The 19,870-nt window shown below is 73.5% G+C and carries 19 protein-coding genes and 1 tRNA gene; 13 read left to right on the top strand and 7 right to left on the bottom strand.

From position 1 onward, the window contains the following. Nucleotides 1-3: 3 nt before the first annotated feature. The 12 genes from ABZ128_RS01750 (at nucleotide 4) to ABZ128_RS01805 (ending at nucleotide 13,671) form a co-directional block, all read left to right on the top strand. Nucleotides 4-1,275 (top strand): ATP-grasp domain-containing protein, encoded by a 1,272-nt coding sequence (locus ABZ128_RS01750; protein ID WP_356845481.1) that lies wholly within the window; start codon nucleotides 4-6, stop codon nucleotides 1,273-1,275. Further along, nucleotides 1,272-2,549, top strand: coding sequence for an ATP-grasp domain-containing protein (locus tag ABZ128_RS01755; protein ID WP_356845482.1), 1,278 nt, complete (start codon nucleotides 1,272-1,274; stop codon nucleotides 2,547-2,549). Before ABZ128_RS01750 ends, ABZ128_RS01755 begins: the two co-directional genes overlap by 4 nt. A 78-nt stretch (nucleotides 2,550-2,627) precedes the next feature. Further along, nucleotides 2,628-4,148, top strand: a complete 1,521-nt coding sequence (locus ABZ128_RS01760) for an ABC transporter substrate-binding protein (RefSeq protein WP_356845483.1) — start codon at nucleotides 2,628-2,630, stop codon at nucleotides 4,146-4,148. After that, nucleotides 4,145-5,500, top strand: a complete 1,356-nt coding sequence (locus ABZ128_RS01765) for a SidA/IucD/PvdA family monooxygenase (RefSeq protein WP_356845484.1) — start codon at nucleotides 4,145-4,147, stop codon at nucleotides 5,498-5,500. The genes ABZ128_RS01760 and ABZ128_RS01765 overlap by 4 nt, the downstream gene beginning before the upstream one ends. A 22-nt stretch (nucleotides 5,501-5,522) precedes the next feature. Next, a complete protein-coding gene (locus tag ABZ128_RS01770) occupies nucleotides 5,523-6,935 on the top strand; it encodes a diaminobutyrate--2-oxoglutarate transaminase family protein (RefSeq protein WP_356845485.1) in 1,413 nt (470 codons plus the stop codon). Then, a complete protein-coding gene (locus tag ABZ128_RS01775; RefSeq protein WP_356845486.1) occupies nucleotides 6,935-8,254 on the top strand; it encodes a SidA/IucD/PvdA family monooxygenase in 1,320 nt (439 codons plus the stop codon). Before ABZ128_RS01770 ends, ABZ128_RS01775 begins: the two co-directional genes overlap by 1 nt. Before the next feature lie 15 nt (nucleotides 8,255-8,269). Then, on the top strand, nucleotides 8,270-8,698 hold the full coding sequence (locus ABZ128_RS01780; protein ID WP_356845487.1) for a cupin domain-containing protein: 429 nt from the start codon (nucleotides 8,270-8,272) through the stop codon (nucleotides 8,696-8,698). Beyond that, on the top strand, nucleotides 8,695-9,903 hold the full coding sequence (locus tag ABZ128_RS01785; protein ID WP_356845488.1) for an FAD-binding oxidoreductase: 1,209 nt from the start codon (nucleotides 8,695-8,697) through the stop codon (nucleotides 9,901-9,903). The genes ABZ128_RS01780 and ABZ128_RS01785 overlap by 4 nt, the downstream gene beginning before the upstream one ends. After that, complete coding sequence (epsC, locus tag ABZ128_RS01790; protein WP_356845489.1) at nucleotides 9,890-10,537, top strand: serine O-acetyltransferase EpsC; 648 nt, start codon at nucleotides 9,890-9,892, stop codon at nucleotides 10,535-10,537. Before ABZ128_RS01785 ends, epsC begins: the two co-directional genes overlap by 14 nt. Beyond that, complete coding sequence (locus ABZ128_RS01795; RefSeq protein WP_356845490.1) at nucleotides 10,534-12,177, top strand: class I tRNA ligase family protein; 1,644 nt, start codon at nucleotides 10,534-10,536, stop codon at nucleotides 12,175-12,177. The genes epsC and ABZ128_RS01795 overlap by 4 nt, the downstream gene beginning before the upstream one ends. Next, a complete protein-coding gene (locus ABZ128_RS01800) occupies nucleotides 12,174-13,241 on the top strand; it encodes a hypothetical protein (RefSeq protein ID WP_356845491.1) in 1,068 nt (355 codons plus the stop codon). The genes ABZ128_RS01795 and ABZ128_RS01800 overlap by 4 nt, the downstream gene beginning before the upstream one ends. Continuing rightward, on the top strand, nucleotides 13,174-13,671 hold the full coding sequence (locus tag ABZ128_RS01805; protein ID WP_356845492.1) for a rhodanese-like domain-containing protein: 498 nt from the start codon (nucleotides 13,174-13,176) through the stop codon (nucleotides 13,669-13,671). The genes ABZ128_RS01800 and ABZ128_RS01805 overlap by 68 nt, the downstream gene beginning before the upstream one ends. Before the next feature lie 20 nt (nucleotides 13,672-13,691). On the opposite strand, the gene ABZ128_RS01810 is transcribed toward ABZ128_RS01805, so the two are convergent. Next, on the bottom strand, nucleotides 13,692-14,675 hold the full coding sequence (locus tag ABZ128_RS01810) for a helix-turn-helix transcriptional regulator (protein ID WP_356845493.1): 984 nt from the start codon (nucleotides 14,673-14,675) through the stop codon (nucleotides 13,692-13,694). Between the two features lie 343 nt (nucleotides 14,676-15,018). Between ABZ128_RS01810 and ABZ128_RS01815 the strand changes: the two genes are divergently transcribed. Further along, nucleotides 15,019-15,159, top strand: coding sequence for a hypothetical protein (locus tag ABZ128_RS01815; protein WP_356845494.1), 141 nt, complete (start codon nucleotides 15,019-15,021; stop codon nucleotides 15,157-15,159). A 52-nt stretch (nucleotides 15,160-15,211) separates the two neighbouring features. Here the strand turns inward: ABZ128_RS01815 and ABZ128_RS01820 are convergent. The 6 genes from ABZ128_RS01820 to ABZ128_RS01845 form a co-directional block, all read right to left on the bottom strand. Further along, nucleotides 15,212-15,284 (bottom strand) — tRNA-Lys (locus tag ABZ128_RS01820). Between the two features lie 186 nt (nucleotides 15,285-15,470). Then, the gene (locus tag ABZ128_RS01825; protein WP_356845495.1) at nucleotides 15,471-17,723 is read right to left on the bottom strand and encodes a DEAD/DEAH box helicase; all 2,253 of its coding nucleotides are present in this window, start codon (nucleotides 17,721-17,723) and stop codon (nucleotides 15,471-15,473) included. A gap of 267 nt (nucleotides 17,724-17,990) precedes the next feature. Then, nucleotides 17,991-18,509, bottom strand: a complete 519-nt coding sequence (locus tag ABZ128_RS01830) for a hypothetical protein (protein WP_356845496.1) — start codon at nucleotides 18,507-18,509, stop codon at nucleotides 17,991-17,993. 148 nt (nucleotides 18,510-18,657) lie between these two features. Beyond that, nucleotides 18,658-19,032, bottom strand: a complete 375-nt coding sequence (crcB, locus tag ABZ128_RS01835) for a fluoride efflux transporter CrcB (protein WP_356845497.1) — start codon at nucleotides 19,030-19,032, stop codon at nucleotides 18,658-18,660. Continuing rightward, complete coding sequence (locus ABZ128_RS01840; protein ID WP_356845498.1) at nucleotides 19,029-19,502, bottom strand: CrcB family protein; 474 nt, start codon at nucleotides 19,500-19,502, stop codon at nucleotides 19,029-19,031. Before ABZ128_RS01840 ends, crcB begins: the two co-directional genes overlap by 4 nt. Further along, a complete protein-coding gene (locus ABZ128_RS01845; RefSeq protein ID WP_356845499.1) occupies nucleotides 19,499-19,849 on the bottom strand; it encodes a metallopeptidase family protein in 351 nt (116 codons plus the stop codon). Before ABZ128_RS01845 ends, ABZ128_RS01840 begins: the two co-directional genes overlap by 4 nt. Nucleotides 19,850-19,870 lie beyond the last annotated feature (21 nt).

A 19,870-nucleotide genomic window follows, 5' to 3' on the forward strand; every position in this document is an offset into this window, starting at 1 on the left:
GCCATGACCGAACACAAGCTTCTCGTCGTCGGTGGACGGATTCAGACGCTGCGCAAGGCGGCGGCCCTCGGCATCCGGTTCGTGCTGATCCAGCACAAGGACCAGTTCGTGCCCGAGGCCGCCCGGCTCGCCGAGGCCGTCCTGATCGCGGACTACACCGACTGGGACGTCACCCGCCCGCTGGTCGAGGCCGCCCACCAGGCGTACGGCTTCACCCGGGTCGCCTCGATCACCGAGCCGGGGCTGGTGCCGGCCGGGCGGATCAGCGACCACCTGGGGCTGGGCAACACCTCCGAGCAGGTCGCCGAACTGCTGCGCGACAAGCACGCGATGCGCCGCCACCTGGCCGCCTCCGACTCCCCCGAGGTACGGGCCCTGTCGGTGGCCGCCGCGGAGGTCGACAGCGCGCAGGCGCTGGCCGCCTTCGGCGCCGAGCACGGCTACCCGTTCGTCCTCAAGCCGGTCGACGCCACCGCCAGCCTGGGCGTCGTACGGATCGACGGGCCTGAGCAGGCCGCCGAGGCCTGGGCCGGGGTCGAGGCGCTGCGGGCCCGCACCGACCTGCAGTGGGGCTCTTTCTTCACCATCGGCCGGTTCATCGCCGAGCAGTACATCGCCGGCCCGGAGTACAGCGTCGAGACCTTCTCCTTCGCGGGCCGGCACATCGTCCTCGCGGTGACCGAGAAGCTCACCGGCGGCGGGTTCATCGAGCTCGGGCACGCCCTTCCGGCGCGGCTCGACCCGGCGGACGAGCGCCGCATCGAGGAGGCCGTCGCCCGCTTCCTCGACGCGATGGGCCTCACCGACGGGGCCGCGCACACCGAGCTGCGCCTGTCCCCCTCCGGTCCGCAGATCATCGAGAGCCACAACCGGATGGGCGGCGACCGGATCTTCGACCTGCTGAACTCCGCCTACGGCATCGACCTCGAAGAGTGGATCGTGGCCTGGCAGTTCGGGCTGATCCCGGCGCTGACCGAGCGCCCCGTGCCGCGCCACTCGGCGGCCACCCGCTTCCTGTCCGCGCAGCCCGGCACGGTCGTGGAGATCCAAGGCGCCGAGGACGCGAAGGCCCTGGACGGGGTCATCGACGTGGAGACCACCGTGCGGCCCGGCGACACCGTCGGCGAGCTGCGCGGCAACTGGGACCGGGTGGGCCAGGTGCTGGTCACCGGAGTCGACACCGAGGCCGCCGTCGCCGCGGCCGAACGGCTCACCGAGAAGGTCACCGTCGTCACCACCACCTCGCACGCACCGAACGGAAAGACCGCGTCATGAAGATCCTCCTGATCATGCGGAACACGTACGCGTGGCACCGCGAGCACATCGAGACCCTGGAGCGGATGGGTCTGGAGATCCACCTGGCGACCCGGATCGCCGAGGCCTCCGACGACGGCCGCTTCGCGAACGTCATCCCGATCCCCGCGGACCTGGAGGGCACCGAGATGGCCGAGTTCTGCGCGGCCGCGGCCCGCCGGCTGGGCATCACCTCCGCGATCACCTTCTACGACAGCGACATCGCGGTCACCTCCAAGGTCAACCTGCTGCTCGGGCACACCTGGCCGCGCCCCGAGGCCGACGTCATCTCCCGGGACAAGCAGCTCCAGCGCAACTTCCTCCAGGAACACGGGCTGCCGGGCCCGAAGTTCGCGGGCGTGGCCACCGTGGAGGAGGGGCTCGCGGCCGCCGAGGCCTTCACGTACCCGTTCATCGTCAAGCCGAGCGCGCTGGCCGCCAGCATCGGCGTCAGCCTGGTCCGCGACCGCGACGAGCTGGAGCGGGCGCTGACCGACGTGGCCCGCCTCGCCGCCGAGTGGGGCGGCTACTTCCCCAGCGAGGGCCCCGAGATCGCCCTGCTGGAGGAGTTCCTGCCGGGCAAGGAGGTCACCCTCGACGGGGTGGTCCTGGACGGGACGTTCCACCTCGTCGGCGTCACCAACAAGATGCAGATGCCGGGCCCGTACTTCGAGGAGGACTTCTACACCCTCCCTTTCCGGACCCCGCAGGAGGAGCCGGAGCTGGTCGCGGTCGCCGAGGGCATCACCGCCGGTCTGGGCGTGCGGCACTGCCTCTTCAACGCCGAGTTCCGGCAGGACGCCGAGGGGCGCTACCGGGTCGTGGAGTTCGCCACCCGGATGAGCGGCGGGCAGAACTACCGCAACCTGCGCGAGGTCCACGGCATCGACGCGGTCCGGCTGTACGCCAAGGCCGTGCTCGCCGGCGAGGACCCGCAGGCGCTGGCCGGCCTGCTGGACGGCGAGGTGGCCCGCGCCGCGGTGCCGCGCGCCGCGACCTGCATCAAGTTCGCGTACCGGACGGGGACGCTGGTCCGCAACAACCCCGGTGACGCGACCCACTCCCCGCACTTCCGCTCGTACATCCCGGCCTCGAAGCCCGGTGACCGGCTGCGGCGCGCGCCGGAGGGCTGGTACGAGATCGCCGGCTCGCTGGCGGTGGCCGCGCCCTACCGGTCCGTCGCCGACGTCGACCGGGTGGAGCGGATCGCCGCCGAGCTCGACGAGCGGCTCGACGTGGTCGTCGTACCGGCCTGACCCCTGCACCCGCTGCGCCCCTGCCTCTGCGCCCCCCTGCCCCTCTGCCCTCCTTCACCGACGCGGAAAGAGCTTCACGTGCACGCCAACGACCCCGTGTTCCGGATGGGAATCACGGAGCCCACCGCCATCGACCCGTACAAGGCCCAGGAAGGCGAGGGCATCCTCGTCTGCAAGGCCCTGTTCACCGGTCTGCTCGCCCTCGACGAGGACGGCGGGCTGATCCCGGCCACCGCCCGGTCCTGGGAGAGCGACCCGACCGCCACCACCTGGACGTTCACGCTGCGTGCCGACACGGTGTTCAGCAACGGCGAGCCGGTCACCGCGCACAGCTTCGTACGCGGCTGGGCGAGGGCCCTGGACCCGCAGGCCAACACGGAGACGGCGTACCACCTGGCGGGCGTGCGCTCCTTCACCGCGGTCGACGACACCACGCTGGTGGTCGAACTGTCGGAACCTGACGTCCAGTTCGACCTGAAGACCCTCCAGCCGATCTTCAGCCCCGTCCCCGAGTGCGCGGGCCCGGCGCTGAACCCCGTCTACAACGACCGGCCGATCGGCAACGGCCCGTTCAAGATGGCCGGCCCCTGGGAGCACGGCGTCGGCATCCGGCTGGAGCGCAACGACCTGTGGTCGGGGCCCGCGCCCGAGGTCAGCGCGGTGCACATCGACATCCTCGACCCGGTGACCGGCCTGGACGACGAGTACGAGCGCTTCCTGGCCGGCACCTACGACTACGCGCGGATCCCCCCGGCACGCACGGCCGGGGCCGCCGCCCACCCCGGCTTCCTGGAGCAGGAGGGCGCGGGCCTCTTCTACCTGATCCCCTTCTGCCACCAGGCGCCGATGGACTCGCTGGACGCCCGCCGGGCCCTGTCCGCGGCGATCGACCGGCAGGGCCTGATCGACACCTACTTCCAGGGCCGGCGCTCGGCGGCGCACTCGCTGCTCTCGCCCTGGTTCGGCAAGGCGCACACCCCGCGCGGCGAGTTCGAGGCCGACCCGGACACCGGGTGGACGGTCTTCGACCCCGAGCGGGCGCGGGCCGCGGCCCTGCGCGCCGGGCTGGGTCCGGGCAGCCGCGTCGAGTTCGCGTACAACACCGGCGCCGGGCACGACGACTGGGTGCAGGCCCTGGCCCGCGGCCTGGAGGAGGTCCTCGGCTGGCAGGTCGCCCTGCTGCGCACCGACGCCCGCGGGCTGGTCGACCACCGCACCTCGATCGCGGCGGCCGGCTTCTGCCGGGCCGGCTGGGCCTGCGACTACCCGACCCCGGACAACATGCTCTTCCCGCTGCTGCACTCCTCGTGCACGGCCCCCGACGCCGAGGGCACCGCCCACGGCGACAACGAAGGCCGCTACGTGAACGCGGAGTTCGACGCCCTGGTGGCCCGCGCCCGGGCCTCCACCGACCCGGCCGAGCGGGCCGACGCCTGGCGCCGCGCCGACCGCCGCGCGATGGCCGACCTGGCGCTGATCCCGCTGTGGTACCGGACCGACCAGCGGGTGTACGCGTCCGCCCGGATCACCGGCCTGCGCATCGACTTCGACGGAAACCCCACTCTCACCACTGTCAAGGCAAGGAAGACCACCCGATGAGCGCGACGACCGCGACCGCCCCTGCGACTCCCGTCCACGACATCCTCGGCATCGGCTTCGGCCCGGCCAACCTCGCCCTGGCCATCGCCCTGGAGGAGCGCGAGTCGCCGCTCACGGCCCGTTTCCTGGAGGCCCGCCCGAGCCCCGAATGGCAGCCGGGGATGCTGCTGGACGGCTCCGACATCCAGAACCACCCCAGCCGCGACCTGGTGACCCTGCGCAACCCTCGCAGCCGCTACTCCTTCCTGAACTACCTGCACGAGCAGGGCCGGCTGCTGCGCCACCTGAACCTCCCCTCGGAGTTCCCGCTCCGCAAGGAGTACGCGGGCTACATCCGCTGGGCCGCGGGCTTCTTCTCGCACCTGGTGGACTGCAACCAGCGGGCCGTCTCCGTGGAGGTGGTCGAGGAGGCCGGCGAGCGCGTCTACGCGGTGACCACCAGGACCGGCGACCGCTACCTGGGCCGCACCCTGGTGATGGGCCCGGGCCGTACCCCGTACGTCCCCGCCCCCTACGACTCGCTGCGCACCCCGCGGATCTTCCACCTGACCCAGTACCTGCCGAAGCTGGCCGAGCTGACCGGGCCGGGTCGCGAGCCCGAGTCGGTGGCCGTCATCGGCGGCAGCCAGAGCGCCGTCGAGCTCGCCCTCGACCTGCACCGCCGCTTCCCGAACACCAAGGTCACCACCTACACCCGCTCGCACTCGCTGAAGCTGAAGGACACCAGCCCCTTCAGCGAGGAGGGCTACTTCCCCGAGTTCACCGACTACTACTTCCAGGCCTCCCGCGAGGGCAAGCGCGCCCTGGACGCCTACATGCACGGCACGAACTACTCCTCCGCCGACGGCGACGTGCTGCGCGATCTGTACATGACCATCTACGAGCAGGAGCTCGACGGCGAGCAGCGGGTGTTCGTCCGCGGCAACCACGAGGCCGTGGGCGTGGCCCCGGAGACCGGCGACCGCATCGCGCTGGACTTCCTGGAGCGCACCACCGGCGAGCGGATCAGCGAGACCGTGGACTTCGCGGTGCTGGCCACCGGCTTCCGCAACATGGGTCCCGGCCCGCACGAGGAGCTGTGCCCGCCGCTGATGGCCCCGCTCGCCCCGCTGTTCGCGACCGAGGCGGACGGCCGGCTGAAGGTCTCCGTCGACTACGCGCTGGAGCCGGTCTCCGACGGCACCCCGCCGCTGTTCCTGAACGGGCTGTGCGAGTCCAGCCACGGCATCGGCGACGCGGGCTCCTTCAGCCTGCTGTCGCTGCGGGCCGCGACCCTCACCGACGCCCTCACCGCCCGCCTGAGCGCCGCCACCGAACGCAGCGAGCGCAGCGCCGTCCTCGCCGCCGCCTGACCGGAGAAAGGTCCCGCCCCACATGACTGCCACGATCGACACCCCGGTCTCCGCCCGGCCCGTGTACGACGCCCCCGTGATCAAGGGCCCGCTGCCCGGACCGCTCAGCGCCGAGCTGCTGGAGCGCCAGGCGGGCCGCGAGTCCAACTCGCGCTCGTACCCGCGCAAACTGCCGATGGCGATCCGCCGCGGCAGGGGCTCGTACGTGGAGGACCTCGACGGGAACGTCTTCCTCGACTTCCTCAGCGGCGCCGGCGTCCTCTCGCTGGGCCACAACCACCCCGAGCCGCTGGCCGCCGCGCACGCCCAGCTCGACGAGTTCGTGCACGGGCTGGACTTCCCCACCCCGGTCAAGGACGAGTTCACCGACCTGACCATCGGGATGCTGCCGGAGCCCATGCGCGAGCGGACCCGGATCCACTTCTGCGGGCCGACCGGCGCCAACGCCGTGGACGCCGCCCTCAAGCTGTGCAAGACCGCCACCGGCCGCGAGGAGGTCATCTCCTTCCAGGGCGGCTTCCACGGGGCGACCCTGGCGGCGCTGAGCGTCACCGGCCTCGTCGAGCAGAAGGAGCCGGTCCGCGGCCGGATGCCGGGGGTGCACTTCTTCCCGTACTCCAACTGCCACAACTGCCCGCTCTCCCTGACGCGCGAGACCTGCCAGGTCAACTGCGCCGCGTTCCTGGAGAAGGCGCTGACCGACGTCAACGGCGGCATCACCCTGCCCGCGGCCGTGATCATGGAGCTGGTGCAGGGCGAGGGCGGGGTCATCCCCGCCGAGGTCGAGTTCGTCCAGCGGGTCCGCGAGGTCACCCGGCGGCTCGGGATCCCGCTCATCGTGGACGAGGTGCAGAGCGGCTGCGGCCGCACCGGCACCTGGTTCGCCTTCGAGCAGTACGGCATCGAGCCGGACGTGGTGTGCGCCTCCAAGGCGCTGTCCGGCATGGGCCTGCCCGCGTCGGTGATCCTGTACGACGAGAAGCTGGACGTGTGGAAGCCGGGCGCGCACTCCGGCACCTTCCGCGGCAACCAGCCGGCCTTCGCCGCCGGTGTGGCCACCATGAAGGTGGTCAAGCGCGACCGCGTCCTGGAGAACGTCCGGGCCCGCGCCGACCAGCTGATGGTCCACCTCCAGGGACTGCGGGAGATCAGCCCGTACGTGGCGGACGTGCGCGGGCTCGGCCTGATGACCGGCGTCGAGCTGACCGACCCGGAGACCGGGCTGCCCGCCGACGCGCTCGCCAAGCGGGTGCAGTGGGAGGCCGTCAGCCGCGGCCTGATCATCGAGCTGGGCGGCCGTGACGACTGCGTCGTGCGCATGCTGCCCCCGCTGAACTGCACGGCCACCGAGATCGACCACGCCGGCCGGATCATCCGGGAATCCCTGATCGCCGCCCTCGGCGCGCTCGGCCTGGCGACGGGGGTGGAGGCGTGATGACCACCGCCCACGACCCGGTCGTCCAGGACCTGGTGGTCGCCGGCTTCGGACCGTCCGGGATCGCCCTGGCCGCCGCCGTCGAGGACCACGACGACGCCACCGGCTCCGCCCCGCTGGCCGCCCGCTACCTGGAGAAGGCCGCCGACTCCGCCTGGCAGCCCAACCTGGTCTTGCCCGGCACCGACATCCAGCACCACTTCCTGCGCGACTTCGCCACCCCGCGCGACGCCCGCTCCCGCTTCACCTTCCCCCACTACCTCCAGCAGAGCGGCCGGTTCTACCCGTTCACGCTGATGGGCGGCTACGTCAGCCGCCTGGAGTGGTCGGACTACGTGCAGTGGGCCGCCGCCCAGGTCCGCGGGACCGTCGACTACCACCGCGAGGTGCTGAGCGTCGAGCCCGTCACCGACGCCGACGGCCGCGTCCGCACCGCCCGGGTGCTCAGCCGCGACACCCGCGACGGCTCGCTGCACACCGTGGAGGGCCGCTCCGTCGCGCTCGCCACGGGACACGAGGCGTACGTACCCGAGCTGTTCCGCCCGCACCTGGGCGAGCGGGTCTTCCACGCCTCGCAGCTGCTGCCGAGCCTGGCCGCCCTCGGCGACCGGCCGCTGCGCAGCATCGCGGTGATCGGCGCCGGGCAGACCGCGGGCGAGATCGTCCTCCACCTGGCCGCACAGCACCCGGACGCCGAGATCCACTCGGTGGTACGGCACGCCGGCTTCCGGATGTACGAGCTCGGCCACTTCAGCAACGAGGTGTACTTCCCCGACGAGACGGACTACTTCTACGCCCTGGAGGGCGAGCAGCGCGAACGCGCCTTGGACCAGGCCCGCGCCACCAACTACGCGGCCGTGGACCCCGACGTCTCCACCGCCCTCTACCAGGCGGTCTACCAGGACCGGTTCACCGGCCGGCAGCGCCTGCACATGCACAAGCGCACCGAGGTCGCCGCCGTCGACCACGCCCCGGACGGGCGGGTGCTGCTGCGCACCGAGGAGGCGTTCACCGGTGAACGCGGGCTGATCGAGGCCGACGCCGTGATCGTCTGCACCGGCTACCGCGAGGCCTCCCTGCCCCGCCAGCTCGCCGCCTTCGTCCCGTACCTGCGCCTGGACGGCCAGGGCCGCCCCGAGGTCACCCGCGCCTACCGCGCCGAGACCACCGAGGACTGCGAGGTCGCGATCTACCTCGACGGACTCACCGAGTGGCGGCACGGCATCGGCAGCGCCACCTCCTTCAGCCAGATGGCCGCCAAGGCCGACACCATCCACCGCGACCTGCGCGCCCGGCTGCGCCGGCCCGTCGCCGCCTGATTGGACCCGTACGCAATGCACATCTTCACCGCCCACGAGGACGACATGGTCTTCGAGGAGCCGTACAACGTCAGCGGCCGGCGCATCTTCCCCTGGCCCGAGGCCGTCGAGGAGCCCAACTGGGGCGGCGCCTGGGTCGATGTCGCGCCCGGCGCCACCTCCACCCCCCACGACCACGACGAGAACGAGATGTTCTTCATCGTCGAGGGCAGCGGGGTGATGCGCATCGGCGAGGAGACCCGCCGGGTGCGCGCCGGGGAGACCGTCTTCATCACCCCCTTCCAGGACCACGACCTGACCAACGACGGCGATGTCCGGCTGCGGTTCGTCACCATCTGGTGGGGCGGCGCGGACGCCGTCGCCCGCGACCGGGCCAAGTGGGCCGCCGAGTTCGGCATCGAGGACCCGGGCGCGCCCGCGGGGGACCGGCAGGTGGACGCATGAGCCGCATCGTCCACGCGCACGCCGACGCGATCGTCGTCGGCGGCGGGGTGATCGGCGCGGCCATCGCCCACCAGCTCGCCCTCGCCGGCGTCGGCCGGATCGTCCTGTGCGACCAGGGCCGGGTCAACGCCCAGGGCGCCACCTCCCGCTCCGGCGGACTGCTGCGGCTGCACCACACCGCCGTCGCCGACACCCGGCTCGCGGCCCGCAGCCTGCCGGTCTTCGAGCAGTGGTCCGACATCATCGGCGGCTGCTGCGGCTACCGCCGCACCGGATTCGTCATGATCGTCGGCGAGGAGCACGCCGACGACCTGCGCTACAACGCGGCCGCCGCGGGGGAGGCCGCCGGGTACCGCCGCGTCGAGGTCATCGACCCCGCCGAGCTGAAGGAGATCTACCCCGGCCTGCGGGTCGACGGAGTGGGCCTCGCCGCGTACGAGCCCGAGGGCGGCTACGCCGACCCGATGGCCGCCTCCGCCTCGCTGCTCACCGCCGCCTACCGGCTCGGGGTCTCCCCGTCCGAGGGCATCCGCGCGGTGAAGGTGCTGGAGAAGGGGGGCACCGTCACCGGTGTCCTGACCTCCATCGGCCGGATCGACGCCCCGCTGGTGGTCCTCGCCGGCGGAGCCTGGGGCTCGGCGCCCGCCGAGTACCTCGGCATCCACATCCCCGTCACCGCCCGCCGGATCGGCCTCGCCCAGGCCGAGCTGCCGGGCGCCGGACGGCGCGGGTCGGCGGCCTCCGTACCGACCTGCATCGACGACACCACCGGCAGCTACTTCCGGCCCGACGGCCTGGACCGCTTCTACTTCGGCGTCCCGAGCAAGCCCGACACCGAACTCGGCCGCGACGTGGAGCCGCTGACCGAAGCCGAGCTGGAGTCCGCGATCGCCGCGATCGCCCACCGGGTCCCGGCCGCGGCCACCGCCCCGCTCGCCGGCACCCGTTCCGGCCTCGACGGCTACACCCCCGACAAGCGCCCCGTCGTCGGCGCGGCCGGCCCCGACGGGCTCTACCTCGCGCTGGGCTTCAGCGGCGGCGGCTTCAAGCTGGCCCCCGCCGTCGCCGAACTCGCCGCGAAGGAGATCGTCGAAGGCGGAGCCGTCCCCGGCAAGGCCGTGCAGGAGCTCCTGGAGCCGTACCGGCCGCAGCGGTTCCTCGCCGGCCGCCCGATCCGCCCGGAGGCCCCCTATGACCACATGTGAGACGGACCCGGAGCAGGCCGCGCCGGCCGAGGCCAGGCGCCCCCTGCGGGAGGTCCTGAGCGAGGACGTGCGAACCGTCCTCGACAAGGACCCGGCCGCCCGCTCCCGCGCGGAGGTGCTGCTTTACCCGCACATCCACGCCCTGTGGACCTACCGTGTGGCGCACTGGCTGTGGGGCCGCGGCCACCGGGTCACCGCCCGCGCCCTGTCCCTGCTGGCCCGCGCCGTCTCCGGGATCGAGATCCACCCCGGCGCGCGGATCGGCCGCCGCTTCTTCATCGACCACGGCACGGCCGTCGTCATCGGCGAGACCGTCCGGATCGGCGACGACGTGATGCTGTACCACCAGGTCACGCTCGGCTCGGTCGGCTGGTGGAAGGACCTGCGCCGCCCCTCCGGCTCCCGCCGCCACCCCGTCGTCGGCGACCGCGTGGTCATCGGCACCGGAGCGAGCGTGCTCGGCCCGGTCACCATCGGCGCCGACTCCCGCATCGGCGCGCACTCCGTCGTCCTCGACGACCTGCCGCCGCGCAGCCGGGTGGTCGCCGCCGCCTCCGCCGCCCTGCCGCCGCTCGACACGGCGGCCCTCGACTCCTCCTCCCTGATCGTCCCCGAAGGAACCCACGCCTCATGACCTCCTACGTCGTCACCAGCGCCCCGCCGAACCCCAACGGCGACCTGCACCTGGGCCACCTCTCCGGCCCCTTCCTCGGCGCCGACGTGCTGAGCCGCCACCTGCGCCAGCGGGGCCACGACGTGCACTACGTCGGCTACTCGGACGAGCACTCCTGCTACGTACCGCGCCGGGCCGCCGAGATCGGCTCCACCGCGTACCCGACCGCGAAGCTGTTCGGCGACCGCATGGAAGAGACCCTCTCGCTGGGCGCCATGCACCACGACTGGTTCACCCGCCCGCTGACCGACACCACGCACACCGAGTTCGTGCAGCGCTTCTTCCTCGAACTGTGGGAGTCCGGCGCCCTGGAGGTCCAGGAGCTGCCCGTCTTCCACTGCGCGCCCTGCGACCGGTACCTGTACGAGGCCGAGGTGCGCGGCGAGTGCCAGTTCTGCGCCGAGCCCTCCGACGGGGTGTACTGCGAGGCCTGCGGTCTGCCGCAGGACCCGGCCGGGCTCGCCGCCCCGAAGTGCACCGCCTGCTGGAACACCCCCGGGACGCGGACCATGCGCCGGATCGTCTTCCCGCTGGAGCGCTGGCGCGAGCGCCTCCAAGCCTACTACGCCGACGCCCAGGCCGCGGCCGAGTGGCGCCCGCGGCTCATCTCCTACCTGGACGGCCTGTTCGAGCGGGAGCTGCCCGACACGGCCGTCAGCCGCGAGGCGGACTACGGCATCCCGGTCCCGCTGCCCGGCTGGGAGGGGCACATCCTCGACACCTGGTTCAGCGGCATCTGGGGCTACGCCGCGGCCACCGCGCGCCTCGCCGAGGCGGGCGGCGACCGCTCGGCGTGGCAGAGGCTGTGGACCGACCCCGAGACCCGGATCGTCAACTTCATCGGCTTCGACTGCTCGTTCTCGCACGCCGTGCTGTGGCCGGCCCTGCTGCTCGCCCAGGGCGAGCTGACCCTGCCCGCGCAGGTGGTCATCAACGAGTTCTACCGGCTGGAGGGCGACAAGTTCTCCACCAGCCGCGGACACGCCATCTGGGGCGGGGAGTTCCTGCGCCGGGTCAACGCGGACGCCCTACGCTTCCACCTGTGCCTGACCGGCCCGGAGCGGGCGCAGAACAACTTCTCCATGAAGGAGTTCGCCGACACCCTCTCCACCGTCCTCGCGGGCGGCCTGGAGCGGTGGACCGACACCGTACTGGACCTGCTCGCGCAGGACTTCGACTCCGTCCTCCCGGCCGCCGGACCCGCCGACGGGCCGCTGGCCGCCGAACGGGCCGCGCTGCCCGGGCAGATCGCCGCCGCCCTCGGCGCCGAGGCCTTCTCCCCGCAGCGCGCCGCCGACGTCCTGGCGTCGGTGATCGAGCGGGCCGACGCCGACCTGCGCGAGCTGTCGCTGCTGCGGGCCGCCGGTCCGCGCGCGGAGTACGCCGGGCGGCTGGCCGCGCACGCGGAGCTGCTGGCCGCGGTCGCGGTGACGGCGGCCCCGCTGATGCCGGGCTGGTCCGCCTTCCTCGCCGGGCACCTCGGCCTGCCGGTGGACCTGGCGACGCGGATGCCGGCCTGGGCCGCCGTGGAAGCGCCGCTGCTGGCGGAGGGCACCACCCTGCCCGGCTCGACCCCGCTGTACTTCCACGAGTTGTCGTGACCGCTGAGGACACCTGGTCCGGCGCCGCGGCCCGGACCCTCGGTGCGGTGCTCGGGGCGGGAGCCCTGCTGCTCCCGGCCGCACTGGCCCCGAGGCCGGTGGCGGTGGCCGCACTGGCGGGCGTCCTGGCCGGCTGGTGCCTGCTCGTCGCCGCCGCGGGCGGTACGCGGGCCGGCGGCCCGGTGGCCTTCGTCCGGGACCGGCTCGGCCCGGGACCGGCCCGGGTCGTCACCGCGCTCTACTTCGGCGGTTTCGCCACCGGCCAGGCGGCGGTGGCGTTCGGAGCCGCCGGGTACGCCCTCGGATCCGGGGACTCCGGCTGGCGCTCCTGCGCCCTGGCCGCCGGGATCGTCGTCACCGCCGCCGCCGCGGCCTGGCTGTCCCCGCGCGGACTGTCCACGGCCGCCGGGCGGCTGCGGCTGGCCGCCGTCCTGGCCCTGGCCGTCGCCTGGCAGGCGCTCGGCGGGCCGGTGCCCGGCTCGGGGGCCGGCGGCTGGGCGGTGATCCCGCTGCTGTTCGGCTGGGTCGGCCTCGAAGGGGTGATCCCGGCGCTGCGCGGGCGGCGGGGTGCGGAAGGCGTCCTGCCGTCCGCCCCGGACGCGGGCCGCCCGTCGGGAGGCGCCCTGGGCGGGACCCTGCTGGGCCTCGCGCTGGCGGCCGCCCTGTACGCCGTACTCCTGCGGCAGCCGGCCGGGCCCGCGACGGCGCCGGGGCCCGCCGCAGCGGCCCTCGGCCTCGGATCGGCCGCGCTCTGCTGGACCTACTGCCGGACCAACCTCCAGGCCACGGCGGTCCGCTGGACCGCACTGACCGGCCGCACCCGGCGCGGCGGCGTCCTCGCCGCCGCCCTGATCGCCCTCGCCGCCCTCGCCCTCGGCCAGGCCGCCCACCTGGGCCTGGCCGCCCTGCTCCTCGGCCCCGGTGTCGCCACCGCGGCCCTCTACTGCCTCATCGCCCTCGCGGCCCTGCGCCGCCCTCTCCCCCAGGAGCCCACCCATGACCGCACCGACCACGCAGACCGCTCCGGCCGTGTCCTCGAAGGTGCTGCGCGTCCCGGCCGCTGATCCGGCCACGGCCGCCGGGCACTTCCACCGCCGCTTCACCTTCGAGGCCGACGTCTCCGACGTGCACGCGGACATCGAATCCGGCGCGGGCGGCTTCGTCCTCGTCGACAGCCGCAGCGCCGAAGCCTGGGAGCAGGGCCACATCCCGGGCGCCCTGCACCTGCCCACCGACGAGATCGCGGACCGCGCCGCCGCGCTGGTGGCGCCGGGCAGTGTGGTGGTCACCTACTGCTGGGGCCCCGGCTGCAACGGCGCGACCCGCGCCGCCTACGAGTTCGCCGCCGCCGGCTACCAGGTCAAGGAGATGCTGGGCGGCTTCGAGTACTGGGCGCGGGAGGGCTTCCCGGTCGAGGACACGGCCGGAACCCGCCAGTCCGCCCCGGACCCGCTGACCGCCCCCATCCGGGCGGGGGCCACCTGCGGCTGCTGAGACCGCGGGCCGGGGCCGGGCTAGAGCAGTCCCTGCTCCACGGCCCGCTGCCCGAGCTGGAAGCGGCTCTGGGCGTCCAGCTTCTCCATCAGCTCCGAGATGAGCCGCCGCTCGCTGCGCAGGGAGATCCCCAGCCGGCGGGCGGCGGCCTCGTCGGTGTAGCCCTGGGCCAGCAGCCGCAGCAGCTCGCGCGGTTGCGAGCCGGGGTCGTCGAGGCTGCGCCGCGGCGGCTCGCCGAAGGGCGCGGCCGTCTCCCACACCGACTCGAACAGCGCGCAGAACGCGGTGACGGCTCCCGGCTCCCGCAGCAGCACCGCCCCGAGGGCGCTGTCCGCGGGATCGATCGGCAGCAGCGCGAACTCCCGGTCGGCGATGACCATCCGCATCGGCAGCGAGGGCACGGTGCGCACCTCGCCGCCGCGCTCGGTCAGCCAGCGCGCGTGCTCCAGGCTCGCCGGGTCGTTGCGGATGGCGTCCTGATAGACCGTACGGATCTTCACGCCGCGCGCGATGAGGTCCTCGGTCAGCGGCTCGCTGGCCTTGAACTGCGCGGCGGGCACGGGACCGCCGGGATGGAAGCTGATGGACTCCTGCCGGGTCCGGGTGGACAGCTCGCTCAGCTTGGCCCGGACCGCCTCCACCCCGAGGAAACGTTCGGCCTCGTGCGTGGGCTGGGCCGGGTGCAGTTCGGCGTACTGCGACAGCAGTGCGCTGGCTGCGGCCTGGCTCTGGGCGAGCGCGCGGTGCCGCTGGGCGATCTCCGCCTGCTGGTGGGCGAGCAGCGAATCGAGGGCCGCCTTCGGGTTCACCGCGCGCAGCGGCCCGCCGGTCCGCCAGGACGGCGCGAGGAGCGAGAGGCGGGTGAGCTCCTCCAGGTCCGTGCGTACGTCGTCCTCGGGCCGCGCGAGTTCGGCGGCGACCTCCCCGACGGAGAGGTCCGGACGCTTGAGTACGAGGCGGTAGAGCGCGTCGGAGCGCTCGGTCAGACCAAGAGAAACCAACAAGGTGAGCCCCCCAGCTCGCGGTTCGGAGCGCCGGCGTTGCCGTGACTGGACCGACGACGGCGGCGGCAGGAGGGCACCGGCTGCCCGGAGTGTGCGCGGCCCCTCCGAGGTCCGATCATGCACCCGGGACCGTCCGTACCAGCCATCCGCGGCAGGAATTCCGTCACCTCGTGCGGACGCACCGGGCGCGACCGGCCGGCTGGCACGGTTGTGTCAAGGCGCTTTGTGCCAGCGGAAACCGGTGACAGGGCGCGGAACGGCTCGGCACGATGGCGGCACGCCGGAACGACGGATCCGGCCAACCACCCCCTCCCGTACCGGCTCGACAAGAGGCATCCCCACCATGCGCCGCACGCTCGCCACCCTGACCGCACTGACCGCCGCCGCCCTGATCGCCGTCCTCGCCGGCACCCCCTCGGCCACGGCAGCCCCGCAGGAGCCGGGCTGGTCGATCGCGAGCCCCCTCGACCCGGGCTGGTCCTGAAACACAACGGGGCGCCCCGCTTGGCCGGAACCAGGCGGGGCGCCCCGAGCCGTAGGCCATGTCGGACTCGAACCGACAACCAACGGATTAAAAGTCCGCTGCTCTGCCAATTGAGCTAATGGCCCTCACGTGCTCACCCCAGAGCATAGCCGGAGACCACCGGTCAGCCGATCGAGTATCGCCCTACCGGCCCGGTCGTCGGGGGACGGCGCCCGGCGGGAGACGCCCGGACAGCGCAAAAGGGCCCGTCCGACACCAGGTGTCGGACGGGCCCTTTCAGGCCTTGCGGGCCGTCAGCTCAGGGCCGGGAATCAGCCGTTGCGCTTCCAGCGGGGCTTGTCGTCGCGGCGGCCGCCGAAGGAACCGGAGGGGCGGTTGTCGTCGCGGCGGCCGTACGGGCGCTCGCCCGCGCCACCGGAGCGGAAGCCGCCCGAGGGACGGTCGTCGCGGCGGAAGCCGCCACCGCGGTTGTCGTCACGGCGGTCGTCGCGGCGGAAACCGCCACGGTCGCCACCGCGCTCGTCACGGTTGAAGCCGCCCGAGGGGCGGTCGTCCCGGCGGAAACCGCCACCGCGGTTGTCACGGTTGTCGTCGCGGCGGAAGCCACCCGAGGGACGGTCGTCGCGGCGGAAACCGCCACGGTCGCCACCGCGCTCGTCACGGTTGAAGCCGCCCGAGGGGCGGTCGTCCCGGCGGAAACCGCCACCGCGGTTGTCACGGTTGTCGTCGCGGCGGAAGCCACCCGAGGGACGGTCGTCGCGGCGGAAACCGCCACGGTCGCCACCGCGGTCGTCACGGTTGAAGCCACCGGAGGGGCGGTCGTCCCGGCGGAAGCCGCCACCGCGGTTGTCACGGTCGTCCCGGCGGAACCCGCCACGGTCACCGCGGTCACCACGGTCGTCGCGGCGGTTGTCACGGCGCTCGTAGCCGCCGCGGTCCTCGCGCGCCTGGAAGGACGGGCGCTCCTCGGCGACCGGCGCGGCCGCGACCTGGGCCGCGACCTCGGCCTCGGCGGCCTCGGTCGCCTCGGCCACCGCGGCCTCCGGGTCCTCGCCGCGCTCGCGCGCGGAGCGGGCGACCAGCCGGTCGGCCTCCTCGCGCAGCTCGGCGGCACGGCGGGTCAGGCGCTCCAGCTGCTTGGTCAGGTCGGCGACCTCGCGCTCCGCCTGCTTGGCGGCGTTGCTCGCGGAGTCGGCCTGGACCTCGGTCAGCGACCGGGCACCGGTGATCTCGGCGACCTCCGGGTCGAAGGCGCCGGCGCCCTGGACGATGTGGCGCGAGGCGTCGACGCCCGCGTCCTCCATCAGGCGGAAGATCTGGCGGCGCTGGTGCGGCAGGGCCAGGGAGACCACGACGCCCGACTTGCCGGCGCGGGCGGTACGGCCCGAGCGGTGCAGGTAGTCCTTGTGGTCGCCGGCCGGGTCCACGTTGAGGACCAGGTCGATGCCGTCGACGTGGATGCCGCGGGCGGCGACGTCGGTGGCGACGAGCGCGTTGACGTAGCCGTCCTTGAAGTCCGCGAGGACGCGGGTGCGGGCGCCCTGCGTCATACCGCCGTGCAGCGCGTCGGCCTTCACGCCCGCCTCGACGAGCTGCTCGGCGATGCGGTCGGCGCCCAGCTGGGTGCGGACGAAGATGATGGTGCGGCCCTTGCGGGCGGCGATGGCGGCCGTGACCGGCGCCTTGTCCTTCGGCTTCACGACGAGGACGTGGTGCGTCATGGTCGTGACGTTGCCCTGCGCGCTGTCGACCTCGTGCGTGACGGGGTTGGACAGGTAGCGCTTGACCAGCGTGCCGATCTCGTTCTCCATCGTCGCGGAGAAGAGCATGCGCTGGCCGCCGGCCGGGACCTGGTCGAGCAGCTCGGTGACCTCGGGCAGGAAGCCCAGGTCGGCCATCTGGTCGGCCTCGTCGAGGACGGCGACCTCGACGTTCTCCAGGGAGCAGGCGCCGCGGTTGATGATGTCGCGCAGACGGCCGGGGGTGGCGACGAGGACGTCGACGCCGCGCTCCAGGGCGTAGATCTGGTTGCCCATGGAGGTACCGCCGCAGACCACCTTCATCTTCAGGCCGAGGACGTCGCCGTAGGGCTGGAGGGCGTCCGCGACCTGCATCGCGAGCTCACGGGTCGGCGTGAGGATGATCGCGCGGGGCTTCTTCTTGTCGGTGTGGCCGCCGGCCAGGCGGGCCAGGGTCGGCAGACCGAAGGAGAGGGTCTTGCCGGAGCCGGTGCGGCCACGGCCGAGGATGTCCTTGCCGGCCAGGGCGTCCGGGATGGTCGCGGCCTGGATCGGGAACGGGGTGGTGACACCGTTCTGCGCGAGCTTGCGTACGACACCCTCGGGCAGACCGAGGTCCGCGAAGGTGACGGTGGGCTCGGCGTCGGCGTCGGCCTCGTCGTCGATGGACTGGTCGGTCGTCACGTCGGCCTCAAGGGCCTCGATGATCTCGTCCGCCTCGGCGGCCTCGATGGCCTCCGTGACCACAAGGGCCTCAACGGCGTCGACGAGCTCGTTCGAGTCGTTCTCGGGCATGACGGCACGGTCAGAACTGGAAATGGACATGCGAAATGCGAAACCTTCCGGAGTCTCGGCACGCGCCCAAACTCCGTGAATCGCAAATCGACCGCCTCAATGCGGTCAGCCACGGCTAGGGAGAGTACGCGCCACACGGCGCTCTTCGGATTCGGCGCCGGGCAATGGGATCAAACGATCTATAACCATACGCACCCTCCCGGGGGTCTGGCAAGTCGCTCATCCCCGACCCACCCTGACCTGCACTGATACTCACCGTGGAGCACGGGCCCGCCCCGGCGCGGCCCGCGTCGCCCGCTAGCCGGTGGGCGAGGAGCTCGGGTCCGGTTGCGCGGGCGGCGTCGGGGAAGGAGTGGGCGAAGTCACGGGCGGCTCGGGCGTGGGCGGCTGCGGGGACGGGCCGGTGGCCCCTCCTCCGGAACTACCGGAGCCTCCCGTTCCGGATCCTCCGGTGGAGGGCTGCTGGGGCCCCTGCCCACCGGAGCCGCCCCCCGGCCCCGGTGACGGCGAGGCACCGGGGCGGCCGGCCGGAGCGCCCGGGCTCGGCGAGGCTCCGCTCGCGCCCGCCGCCTTGCCGGCCTCACCGGGCTTGCCCTCCTCGGCTCCCGAACCGGCCTTGGAGCCGTGGCCGTTGCCGTGGATCCCGGAGCCGCGCCCGGAGGCGGAACCCCCGGCCGCCTCGGCGGCGCTCTTGCGGCCGGCGGAGGAGGAGGGCCCGGGCCGCGCCGCGTCCTCCCCGACGCTCACGCAGCCCGCCGTGGCCGCGACCGCGAGCGCGGTGACGGCCAGTCGCAGGGAAGCGGACAACTGGCGCACGGGGCACCTCCGGAGGGCAGGCAGGGTCCGCGGAGAGCGGGTCAATGTGCCCAACTCCCTTTGACCCGTTAGAGACACGCCCCCGGCGAAACCTCGGCCGCCCCCGAGCGCTGCCCGTGCGCGCTCCCCCCGCGTACCCCGGCCGCGCTCAGCCGAACAGCTGCCGGCCCACCTGCGACCCGAGGGTCACCGCCCCCAGCCCGGCCAGCACCGACGCCGCCACGTTGGCCGCCGCGAGGAACCTCCAGCCGCGCTCCGCCAGCCGCAGCGTCTCGTACGAGAACGTGGAGTACGTGCTGAGCGCCCCGCACAGCCCCGTCCCCAGCAGCAGGTTCCACCGCGAGGAAGCCGCACCGGCCAGCACCGCGCCCGCCAGCAGGCCGAGGACCAGGCAGGCCGCCGCGTTCACCACGAAGGTCCCCCACGGGAAGACCGAATCGTGCCGCTCCTGCACCGCCCGGTCCACCAGGTAGCGCAGCGGCGCCCCCACGGCCGCGCCCGCCAGCACCAGCAGCCAGTTCACCCGCGCCCCCGCACCGCGAGCCGGGTCACCGAGGCCGCCGCCCACACCGCACCCAGGGCCGCCACCACCGTGAGCCCGGCGTACGCCAGCGCACGCTCCGCCTCCCCCGCGTCGAGCAGCCGCGAGAACTCCACGGCGTAGGTCGAGAAGGTGGTGAAGCCCCCCAGCACCCCGACCCCGGCGAAGGGCCGGACCAGCGGGTGCGGGGCCACCCGGCCGCCCTCGCTGATCAGCACCATCAGCACCCCGATCAGCGCACAGCCCGACGTATTCGTCCAGAAGGTCGCCCAGGGGAAGGCCCCGGGCCCGGCCGGCCACAGCAGCGCCAGCCCGTACCGGGCGGCCGCTCCCAGCATCCCGCCCGCCGCCACCGCCGTGAGGACCCGGCCCAGCGGCTCCGTCCGCTGCTCGGGGACATGGAGGTCGACGTCCGGGTCGATCGCCTCCGCCCCCGGCGCCGGCCGGGTCACCCGTAGCCCAGGGCGTGCAGCCGGTCGTCGTCGATCCCGAAGTGGTGGGCGATCTCGTGCACCACGGTGACCTCCGTCTCCATGATCACGCTCTCCCGGTCCTCGCACATCCGCAAGGTGGGGTTCCGGTAGATCGTGATCCGGTCCGGCAGCACCCCCGCGTACCACTCGCCGCGGTCGGTCAGCGGGGTCCCCTCGTAGAGCCCCAGGAGATCGGGGACCTCCGCGGGGGGCTCGTCCTCGACGAACACCGCCACGTTGTCCATCAGCCGCGTCAGCTCCGGCGGGATGCGGTCCAGGGCCTCTGCGACGAGCTCCTCGAACTCCTCGCGCGTCATCTCCAGCACGCGGTCATTGTCCCTCCGGGG

Origin of the sequence: Streptomyces sp. NPDC006326 (genome assembly GCF_040612915.1) — a bacterium.
Lineage (GTDB): Bacteria > Actinomycetota > Actinomycetes > Streptomycetales > Streptomycetaceae > Streptomyces.